Source organism: Gemmatimonadota bacterium, assembly GCA_026702745.1.
Lineage (GTDB): Bacteria > JAAXHH01 > JAAXHH01 > JAAXHH01 > JAAXHH01 > JAAXHH01.
Genome location: JAPPBT010000080.1, coordinates 1 through 10,459, shown reverse-complemented (window position 1 = coordinate 10,459; position 10,459 = coordinate 1). Strand labels below are relative to the sequence as shown.

At 62.8% G+C, this 10,459-nt stretch carries 8 protein-coding genes; 6 read left to right on the top strand and 2 right to left on the bottom strand.

Going from position 1 to position 10,459, the window contains the following annotated elements:
- From OXH56_13695 to OXH56_13685, 3 genes are all read left to right on the top strand, one after another.
- Positions 1-1,662: penicillin acylase family protein (locus OXH56_13695; protein MCY3556361.1), on the top strand; the 1,662-nt coding region annotated here is incomplete at its 5' end.
- Positions 1,663-1,756: 94 nt separating this feature from the next.
- On the top strand, positions 1,757-2,722 hold the full coding sequence (locus OXH56_13690) for an aldo/keto reductase (GenBank protein MCY3556360.1): 966 nt from the start codon (positions 1,757-1,759) through the stop codon (positions 2,720-2,722).
- Between the two features lie 141 nt (positions 2,723-2,863).
- The gene (locus OXH56_13685; GenBank protein ID MCY3556359.1) at positions 2,864-3,322 is read left to right on the top strand and encodes a hypothetical protein; all 459 of its coding nucleotides are present in this window, start codon (positions 2,864-2,866) and stop codon (positions 3,320-3,322) included.
- A gap of 80 nt (positions 3,323-3,402) precedes the next feature.
- Here the strand turns inward: OXH56_13685 and OXH56_13680 are convergent, their stop codons facing one another.
- A complete protein-coding gene (locus OXH56_13680) occupies positions 3,403-4,098 on the bottom strand; it encodes a dihydrofolate reductase family protein (GenBank protein MCY3556358.1) in 696 nt (231 codons plus the stop codon).
- A gap of 322 nt (positions 4,099-4,420) precedes the next feature.
- Between OXH56_13680 and OXH56_13675 the strand changes: the two genes are divergently transcribed.
- The 3 genes from OXH56_13675 (at position 4,421) to OXH56_13665 (ending at position 8,859) form a co-directional block, all read left to right on the top strand.
- Positions 4,421-4,762, top strand: coding sequence for an STAS domain-containing protein (locus OXH56_13675; GenBank protein ID MCY3556357.1), 342 nt, complete (start codon positions 4,421-4,423; stop codon positions 4,760-4,762).
- A 22-nt stretch (positions 4,763-4,784) separates the two neighbouring features.
- Positions 4,785-5,681: a class I SAM-dependent methyltransferase gene (locus OXH56_13670; GenBank protein MCY3556356.1), complete on the top strand. Its 897-nt coding sequence runs from the start codon at positions 4,785-4,787 to the stop codon at positions 5,679-5,681.
- Between the two features lie 211 nt (positions 5,682-5,892).
- The gene (locus OXH56_13665) at positions 5,893-8,859 is read left to right on the top strand and encodes a TonB-dependent receptor (protein MCY3556355.1); all 2,967 of its coding nucleotides are present in this window, start codon (positions 5,893-5,895) and stop codon (positions 8,857-8,859) included.
- 13 nt (positions 8,860-8,872) lie between these two features.
- Here OXH56_13665 and OXH56_13660 read toward each other — a convergent pair.
- The coding region (locus OXH56_13660; GenBank protein MCY3556354.1) for a BCCT family transporter at positions 8,873-10,459 on the bottom strand (1,587 nt) is incomplete at its 5' end.

Below are 10,459 nucleotides of genomic sequence, written 5' to 3'. Positions count from 1 at the left end.
TGGGATGTCCTCGGGGGGCCGGAGGGCCTGGACGTGACCAGCGTCCACGAAGATATTGGGGACGCTATGCGGAAGGGGGAGGGCGATCCCCTGGTACCCGGCCGCCTGCCGCAACTCGAGCTCGTGGAACCCTACACGGGCCTGGTGCCCCCGGATCGCCAGGCAGAAGCGCCCACCGAGGAGCAGCTGCTCGAGATCGGCAGCAACAACTGGGCGGTGAGCGGCGCCCTGTCCATCACGGGCCAGGTCATGGTCGTCAACGATCCCCACCGCCGCCTCGAGAACCCCTCCCTGCGGTACTATTCCCATCTGAACGCACCGGGTTGGAACGTGATCGGGGCCAGCGAGCCGCCCTTCGTGGGCGTGACCGCCGGACACAACGACCGGGTCGCGTGGGGATACACCTTCGCGGGGGTCGACGTGAACGACGTGTACGTGGAGGAGCTCCACCCCGACCAGCCGGACATGGTACGATGGCGGGGCGGATGGGAACCCCTGCGCGTCATCACGGAGCAGATCCCGGTGAAGGGCGAGGAGCCCCGGGAAGTCGTGCTGAAGTACAGCCGCCACGGACCCGTGTTTTATGAAGATCCGGAGAACGGGGTGGTCTATGCCGTGCGTTCCATCACCCACGAGCCGGGCACCGCCCCGTACCTGGGCTGCTTCCGCATGGCCCAGGCCGAAAGCGCCGAGGACTTCTTCGAGCGGGCCATGTTCTGGAAGGTACCGACGCACAACCTGGTTTTCGGCGACGTGGAGGGCAACATCGCCTTCCAGGTATCGGCCCTCACGCCGGACCGCGAAGGCTGGAACGGCCGGCTGCCGGTCCCCGGCGACGGACGGTACGAGTGGCAGGGGTTCCGGGAAGACCTGCCCCGGGAGTACAATCCCCAGCGCGGCTGGGTCGGGACGGCCAACAACGATTCCCATCCGCCGGACTACACGGGACGCCCGGTCATGTTCCACTCGTCGAGAGGCGTCGAATACTCCCGGATCGAGCGCATGAAGCAGCTGTTGCAGCCCAACCGGAAATACACCGTCGACGACCACAAGCGCATCCAGCTGGATGCCTATTCGCTGCGGGCCGAGGCGGATATTCCCTCGTTTCAGGGCTGGACGTCGGACGATGCGGAAGTCGAACGGGCCCGTGCGCTTGTAGCCGATTGGAACGGCGTCCTGGACCGCGACAGCGCCGGCGCGGCGGTCTGGTACCGGTGGCGGGGGGAGGCCGAAGCCGCCGCCTACGACCCGGAGACACCGGACGACGAACGCCGGCCGCTCGTGGAAGCCGGCCTGCGCAAGACCGTGGTCCGGCTGAAAGGCGAACTGGGCGAGGATTGGGATGAGTGGCGGTACGGGCGCCTGCAGAAGAGCCCCTTTACCCACCTCCTGTCCGATGCCTTCTCCCTGCCGGCCGTGGAGCGATCGGGCGGGTTCGGCACGATCGCGGCCACGTCGGTGAGTTTCCGGCACATCCTGGACACGGAAGACTGGGACCGTTCCGTCTTCATCATCACGCCGGGCCAGTCAGGCCAGCCCGGAAGCCCCTACTACGGCAGCCTGCTGGAGACCTGGGGGAACGACGAGTATCTCCAGTTGGCGTTCAGCCGGGAGGCGGTGGAGGAACTCGCGGGGCACCGGCTTACCCTGTCTCCGCGCTGAGCGGCGGGGACCTACTGTCGCCGCGCTGATCGGCGCTGAGCGGCGAAGCGCTCGGCCGATATTGAAACTTTGTTGCCGAAGGGACGTTAGCTGAGTGGAGTACCGTGTACTGGGGAAGACCGGGATCGAGGTCTCGTCCGTCGGCCTGGGTTGCTGGCCCATGGCCGGGATGGCCGGGGGCGCGAACTGGTCGGGTATCGACGATGAGGAGTCCATCGCCACCATCCAACACGCGGAATCCCTGGGGATCAACCTGCTCGACACGGCCAACGGGTACGGCGCCGGCCACAGCGAAAGGATCATCGGCCGGGCGCTCCGTGGCAGGCGGGACCGCTACGTGGTCGCCACCAAGGTCGCGCCGCGGTCCGACGACCCGGAGGAGCCTTTACAGCGGTACATCACGCGGAACTGCGAAGGAAGCCTGGAAAGACTTCGGACCGACTATATCGACATCTACCAGTTGCACGGCGAACCGGACGAGAACGGCATGCCGGCAATCGTAGAGGCGTTGACACGGCTGGTCGAAGCCGGCAAGATACGGTGCTTCGGCATCTCGACCTACGAAACGGATGTCATGAGGGCCCTGATGGCGCTGGGCGATCTTTCGATGGTCCAGATCGGTTATAGCATGGTAAATCCGGTGGGGCAGGCGGGACTCCAGTTCGCGGAAGCGCAAAACCTGGGGACGCTCATCCGCGTGCCGCTCGCCCAGGGTGCGCTGACCGGCAAGTATTTCGATTCGCTGTCCCGGCTCGATCCCGAGGACCGTCGGCACGAGCGTTTCGACAATCCCCGGATACGGGCCGCACTGAAGAAACTGTCGGAGCTTTCCTTCCTGGCAGATAGCGGAAAGCGCACCATGGTACAGGCAGCGCTACGGTTCGTGCTGGACACGCCGGGCGTGACCTCGGTGATACCCGGCGCCAAGAACCGGGCGCAACTCGAAGAGAACGCGGGGGCGGACTGCGTACCCCCTTTGACCGCCGACGAACGGAAACAGGCCCTGGCCATCGGCGGGGCAGCGAACTGGCCGCTTCCGCCCTACACGAACTGGACTTGATGTGCGTATTCGACACGTTCGTAATCTGCGCAGCTATTCGTGTGTGGCTTACGCGGCCGTTCCCGGCGTAGTCTGCGAAACCTCATCCATTAACGAATCGCTTTAGAGAACAGGGACAATTGGAGGAATTTGATGCGGCGCTTGATGTTATGCCTTCTGCTCTTCTTCACCGCAGGATGTGGACGGGTGTTTCTGGGCGACACCCAGAAAGTGGAGATCAACGTGACCCCCGCGGACGCCCGGATCAAGATCCCGGACCGCATCGACCGGGACACGAATCCGTTCACGATCGAACTTCCCCGGAACGAGTCCCACCTGGTTGAGATCACCAAGCCCGGCTACGAGACGAAGTGGATCGTCCTGCAGAAGGTCAAACTGCCCTCGGTGATCATCGCCGACATCCTGCTCACCCTCGGCATCGGCCTTTTCATCGACATCTACTGGGGGACCTGGGAAGGACTCAAACCTTCGAGGCTGGACGTGACGCTGGAACCGGAAAGCGCGGAGGGAGGTCCCGTCAACGTCCCGCTGAACCTGGCCGAATCCACCCTGACCGTGCAGGACGGGTCCGTCCGGATCAAGGTGCACGTCCTCAAGTGATTCGGGCCAGGTGGATATCGGACGGTCTATGATTTCGACCGCACCTACTGTTTCGACCGCACCTACTGTTTCGACCGCACCTACTGTTTCGACCGCACCGACCGGTATCTCAGGAACAACTCCTGACCGACCCGCCTGGACTCGATCAACCTGAGCTTGCGGAAATCGACGCTGGTGAAGCCCTTGCCGTCCGCGGCCGTCGGCGCGGTGCTTCCGCCGATTACGACGGGGCAGAGGGTCAGGTACACCTCGTCCACCAGTCCGGCCTCCCAGAAGGCCATGTTGACCTCGCCTCCGCCTTCGACGAGTAACCGGCCTATGCCGCGATCGGCCAGCATCCGGCAGAATGCGTGGAGATCCACGGTGGTCCGGCCCACCCGGATCACTTCAGCAAGATCCTCAAACGGCAAGACTTGCTCGTCCGTCGCCTGTTGCGTCGTCGCGATGATCCGTTCGACCCGGTCGTCTTCCCAGTACCTTCCTGTGCGGGGCAGATCCATGGACCGGGACAGGATCACCGAGACCGGATGGAGAGATTTGCCCAGGCGCCTGCGTTCATCCCTTCGCCGGGCCGCCTTGATCCTGACCGGCGGATCTTCCGCGCGGAGCGTACCGGCACCGATGAGCACGGCATCGGCGTCCGCCCGGATCTCATCCATCAAACCGCGGTCGATTCTGCTCGTGAAGCGGACCGGATCGCGTTGCTCCGTGGATAACTTTCCATCCAGGCTCAATGCGTAATTCAGCAGGATGTACGGCCGTTGGTCAGACTTCATGTGAAGCGCTTCGGTTGGCGTCCTGTTAAGGCTTCCTGTTAATTGGAAACACCCTTAAAATCGTCTTGACAGATCAACAAAGCCAGTATATTATTCAAGTCGAATTTCAGCAAGACAAAGTCCGGATTCATTCTCCGGGATGGCATCCGGCAGAAGGAAGCGCATCCGCGGTAGGTCGGCTTTCCGGTCCAGATCTGCGGATCGCCCTATCAGCGTCAGTACCCCGCCACACTTAGGTTTATCATTCCTGAAGCCGTTTGACTCGCGTGCGATAGCGCCAGCGCATTGTGTAGATGGTTCCGCTTGAGAGAGGCAGAGATTCGTGAAAGTCAGAGAAATCAAACACGGGGACGTCACGGTACTGGAACTGAGCGGCCGCATGGCCGAGGGAAGGGATACCGACGCCCTGAGCGAACGCATCAACCGGCTGGCCGACCAGGGTTCCAGGAAGATCATCTTCGATCTGAGCAAAGTGTACTGGATCGACAGTTCAGGCCTGGGACTGCTCATTCGCGCCTATACCCGCATGCAGAAGGTCGGAGGCGATCTTAAGCTCGCGAGCGTGACGCGCAGCGTCAGCAGCCTCCTGCAGATGACCAAGCTGACGACCGTTTTCGCCGTCCACGATACGCTGGAAGGCGCCATCGAGGCCTTCGGAATCTGAACCGGGCGGACTGATACCCATCATGGCTGATCAGCACCCCGGCCAGGTCCAGACCCACGGAAGCCGGACCGCCGAACTCGTGGCGGTAAGCCGCGCCCGGCACCTCCTCCGGCACAAGCCGCCCTACATCTTCCACGATTCCTTCGCGTTCCAGTTCCTGAGTAAACGGTGGAAACGGATCCTCGGATCCTGGCTGCGCGATGCCTTCGTCTCGAAAATCGTCCTGCGCAGGCTCATGCCGATCACCACCCAGCCGCTGACCCGGGCCCGCTTTACCGAAGACAGCCTGCTGGCGGCGATCGATGATGGCGTGGGCCAGTACGTCATACTCGGTTCCGGCTACGATACCTTCGCCCTGCGTCATCCCGGGCTCGACGTGACCATCTACGAAATCGATCTCGCTTCCACGATCGCCCTGAAACGGGAACGGGCCGGGGCCGCCGGACTGGCGTTGCCGGACAGTCTGCGGCTGATCCCCATCGATTTTGAAAAAGACGACCTCGCGGACCGGCTGACCGCCCATGGATTCAACCCGGAGAAACGGTCCTTCTTCAACTGGCTGGGCGTGACGTACTACCTGTCAAGGGATGCGATACAGGACACGCTGCATAAAGTGGCCGGAATAACCTGCCCCGATTCGGAGATCGTCTTCGACTACCTCGCCGAACCGAACAGCATTCCCGAGAACGAGCGTTCACGGGCCCTGAGCATGAAGAACTACGTAGGGAAGCTGGGGGAACCCATGATTACGTCATTCGACCCGGCCGCGGTGGAATCCGACTTCAACGCCGATGGCAAATGGAAGGTCGTCCGCAACGATTCGCCGATCGACCAGCAGAAGCGGTACGTGGAAGGTCGCAGCGACGTGTACGCCCTGCCGCCCCTGTTCTGGTGCCTGCACCTGAGAAGACGAGGTTGACCGGTCGCGGTCCGGCAAGGCATCCGGGAGTGATGACGGACCTTTTAAGGATTAAAGTATTTATTCCGAGCATTGTGATATTTCGCAACATATGCATAAGTCCTTAAAATACCTTGACATAATGGGTTTTTTAACATATACTAACTGCCTAATTCTTGAAAATTTGATATTCTCAAAATCATAGAAAACTCATAGATACAGGCGGCCTCTCATGTCCACATCGAACAGGCGTTCAATCGCCTTGATGGTATTCGGCTGGCTCTGCCTGGCCAGCATGCCAAGTTCCGCCGCGCTTGCCGATCAACAGGAAGACGCGGCGGCGGATTCCCTCTTATCGCTGCCCGTGCTGGAGGCGGAAGCGATTGTCGTTACCGGAACGGCGGTTCGCGAAACCCCGATCGAACTTCCCTATGCCGTGGCCCGCATCGACCGCGAAACGCTGGCCGAACAGGGGTCGCCGTCCATGGTCGACCTGTTCAAGAACCTGAGTGCGAGCAGCGGCGTCATCGGCGAGGCCAACAGCTGGTACAACGCCCAGTCGGGAGACATCCCGGAGACCGTGGCGAACATCAACCTGCGCGGCCTCGGCGCCTCGCGAAGCCTGGTACTGCTCAACGGCCGGCGGCAGACCTACGTGCCCGGCCGGCTCGTGGGGGGGCGGTTCGTCGACGTGAACGCCTTCCCGTCCATCTCCATCGAGCGGATGGACATCCTCAAGGAAGGCGCGGGAGCCGTGTACGGATCGGATGCGATCGCGGGCGTCGCCAATTTTATCACGCGCGGCAGTTTCGAGGGTTTTGAATTGGATATGTCCTACGACTATTTCGACGCGGGCGGAGACGCCCTGCTGGGCGGGATCTGGGGCGGCAAGGTCGGCGATTCCAACCTGGTCGTATCCCTGGAACACAAGCGCCGCGGAAACCTGCGCGCCGAAGAGCGGGACTGGGCGCTGCGCCCCTTTCCGAACTACGGCTGGGGCTGGTCCTGGTACGGGAATCCCGGCGCCTTCATCATACCGGATGGACTGCAGACCGATGAGAGCATACTGGCCGGGGAGACGCGTTTCGTGGATCCGGGCTGCGAGGGACTGGGCGGTTACCAGGTAGGCGCGAGCACGTGCCGGTTCCGCTACCAGCCCTGGGACAGCATCATCGAAAGACTCCAGCATACCCGGGGATTCGCCGAGCTGAACGGCTCGTTCGGCGAGACGGACTATCACCTGGAAGCGCTCTACCACGACGCACGGGTACCCGAATGGGAAACCACGCCTTCCTTTCCCCCCATCGCCTTCTACGACGGCGTACAGCAGGTGGGCGCGGACCATCCTGGTCGTGTGGCCTTCGTTGAACAGAACCCGACTTATACGAACGCCGACGGGGTTACGCTGGACCTGACCGGCGACCAGCCCTGGTACTTCTTCGGCCGGCTGGTGGGCAACGCCGGTCCCGGTCGCATACAGAGCAGGGAGTCCCGCACCCGCCGCCTGGCAGGATCCCTGACGGGGCCGATCGGTGAGTCCAGTCTGAGCTACGACCTGGGTATCTCCTATTCGGATACGAAGGGTACGGTGCGCCAGCCGGCGGAATATGCCTACCGCAAATTCCTGGCTTTCCGCGGGTACGGCGGTCCGAACTGCGGTGTCGGGGTCGTTGCGGACCCCAGCACGCCTTCCGGTCTCGCCCTCGGCGCCATCCCGGGCGGCGTATCTCCCGGTACCGGGAACTGCTCCTACTTCAACCCGTTCAGCAACGGCATCCAGTTTTCCGCGCAACCGGACGCACCGTACACCGACAGCGCCAATCCGAACTACCGTGCCGAGCTGGCCCACAGCGCCGAATTGCTCGACTGGATCAACGAAAAGGTCGCCACGACCAGCGAGGCCAGCCTGCTGTCGATGGAAGCCATCCTTAACGGTGTGATCAAGGAAGGCGTCGCCAGCTACGCCACAGGGTACCAGCTGCGCCGCGTCGATGTCTCCGCCCTGCCCAACGAGCCCGGCGACCTCTCCCGGAATCCCTGCCGCATACCGGGGGACAGAAGCTGCGCGATCCAGACCGGGTCCTTTACCTTTACGTCTGGTATTCATCCCTATGAGGCCAACCAGACGACCCACGCCGTGTTCGCCGAGCTGGCGCTCAAACCCATGGACTGGCTGGACAGCCAGGCCGCGTTGCACTTCGAGGACTACGGTTTCGCGAACAGCCTGGATCCGAAGATCTCGCTGCGGGCGCAGGTCAACGACTACCTGGCCCTGCGAGGCACGCTGCAGACCACTTTCCGGACGCCTTCCGTGGATGATCTCAACACGGACGTCGTCATCTACACGGCGTACGTGGGACCGACGAATGCCTGGAAGGCCATCGAAAACAGGGGGGTCGAGGATCTCGAGCCGGAAGAGGCGCTTACCTATAACCTGGGCGTGATCTTCGAACACGAAACCGGTTTCGAGATGACGGTGGACTACTGGAATTTCGATTTCAACAATCCCATCGGCGTCCTTCCCGATGCCGCGCTGGCCGCGGCCTACGTAAACCCGTCGACCCGTGCCGCCGTGCAGGATCGCATCTATTGTCCCGGAAACCGGAACGACGGGAGCTGCGCCCCGGGCGACATGGAGCGGATCCGGATCAACCACATCAATTGGCCCGGACTCAAGACTTCGGGGATCGACTGGCATATCGGCGGACGGCATGTGCTGGGCAACGGCGCGATCGACGCCCGCCTGGACGGCAGCTATACGCTGGACTATACCATCGAAGCGCTCATGCACAACGGCGTGGAGCTCGTCGCCGAGAACGAGGCCGTGGGTTTCCTCAACGCGACGAATCCCCTGGCGCCGCCCCTGCCTCCGCTGCGCATGAACGCGACCGTCGGGTACCACTGGAGCGACTACAGCGCCATCGCCAGGGGACATTACATCTCGTCATACGAGAACGGGGACTACTGGTTCGACACGGGGCCGGCGGGCGAAGACTGGACCCAGATCGACCCGTTCCTGACGCTAGACATGAACTTCCAGTGGCGGATTCCCGATACCGGCGTGGTGGCCACCCTGTCGTTGTTCAACCTGGCCGGCGCGGCGCCGCCCTACGTGAACCAGGAGCTGGCCTTCGATGCGCTGACCCATGATCCCAAGGGCCGGCGGATCAAGCTGGGCATGACGTACAGTTTCAGGTAGGTTTGAGGTACCCTCAGGAACCGTGATCCTGTCTCAGCCACCGGATGAAGGACAGGGTCATCAGGACGAGTACGGCGATGAGCGGCAGCGCCACGATCAGGGAAGCCGACTGGACCGCCCGCAGGCTTTCCGTCCCCCCCACGAACATCAGCGACAGCGCCACGGAACTGAGCACGACCGCCCAGAAGCAGCGGTGCCAGCGCGCGGGTTCACGCACTTCGGCTTGCTCCCGGGTCGCTACCGACGCCAGGATGTAGGAGGCGGAATCCAGCGTGGTGGCGGCGAAGATGATCGCCAGGGTCACGAAAACCAGCAGCAGCGGTATTGCGAAGGGGAGCACCCGGTCTCCTACGGCGACCACCGTGGCGATGATCGCCTCCGGCGTCATGTTGCGCGCGACCAGGGCGGTGAGGTCCAGTGAGCCCTCCAGCTGCAGGAACAGGCTCGTATTGCCGAGTACCCCGAAGAACATCCAGCAACCCATCGCGCCGCCGATGGTCTCGGCGGCGATCAGCTCGCGGATCGTGCGGCCCCGTGAGATGCGGGCGACGAACAGGCCCATGAACGGCGCGAAGGCGATCCACCACGCCCAGTAGAAAACCGTCCACTGCTCCGGGAACGTAGCCTGTGGAACCGGACTCCCTTCCCCCGATGCCGATATCAGCGAATCCCACTTTACGATCGGATCCAGGTACAGGCTCATCTTGATGAAGTTCTGCATCAGCAGACCGATGCTGTTGGTAATCGTGTCTATGATGAACAGCGTCGGTCCCGCCAGGAAGACGAACGCCAGCAGCGCGATGGTGAGCCACAGGTTGAATCGGCTCAGCATGCGGATACCGCGCTGCAACCCGGTGTAGACGCTCACGCCGAAGATCACCCCCAGCGTAATCACCACCGAGGCGTCCAGCCAGAAACCCCTGTCGACGCCCAGCATCTCCGACAGTCCCGCCGAGATCATGGGCGTACTGAGCCCGATGGACGTCCCGACCCCGCCGAGCAGGCCGAACATGAACAGCATGTCGATGAACTTGCCCGGCAGGCTCCGGGCCGCCTGTTCGCCGATCACGCCTTCGCAGGCCGCCGACATGCGCAGGACCGGCCGCCGCCGGTTCCAGAAGAGGTAGGCGAGGGGCAGGGTGGGAATGCAGTAGATCGCCCACGCCGTGAATCCCCAGTGGAACAGTCCGTAGGTCGCCGCCCACTCCGTGGCCTCGGCGGACCGGGGTTCAAGTCCGAAGGGCGGATTCATGTAGTAGTACGCCCACTCGATGGTGCCCCAGTACAACACGCTGGCGCCGATGCCGGCGCAGAAGATCATGGCGATCCAGCTGATCAGGGAAAACTCCGGTTTGGCGTCGGGTCCGCCGAACCGCACGTTGCCGTACTTGCCGAGAGCGTAGTAGACGAGGAGCGCGAAAGCGGCGATGGTGAACCAGAGGTAGGCCCATCCCAGGACGCGGGTCAGCCAGCCGAAGGCCGCGCTCAGCAGGGCTTCTCCCTCGACGGGAAACAGCACGAGGGGCACCGAGACGCCCGCGATCAGCGGCAGCGCGACCCAGAATATGACGCGGTCGACGCGGGGTCCTTGCATGTCGTG

Bases quoted from the DNA above. Each gene is read 5' to 3' on its own strand.
- OXH56_13680 (MCY3556358.1), bottom strand. From the start codon at position 4,098: ATGAAGTCTGACCAACGGCCGTACATCCTGCTGAATTACGCATTGAGC.
- OXH56_13670 (MCY3556356.1), top strand. From the start codon at position 4,785: ATGGCTGATCAGCACCCCGGCCAGGTCCAGACCCACGGAAGCCGGACC.
- OXH56_13665 (MCY3556355.1), top strand. From the start codon at position 5,893: ATGTCCACATCGAACAGGCGTTCAATCGCCTTGATGGTATTCGGCTGG.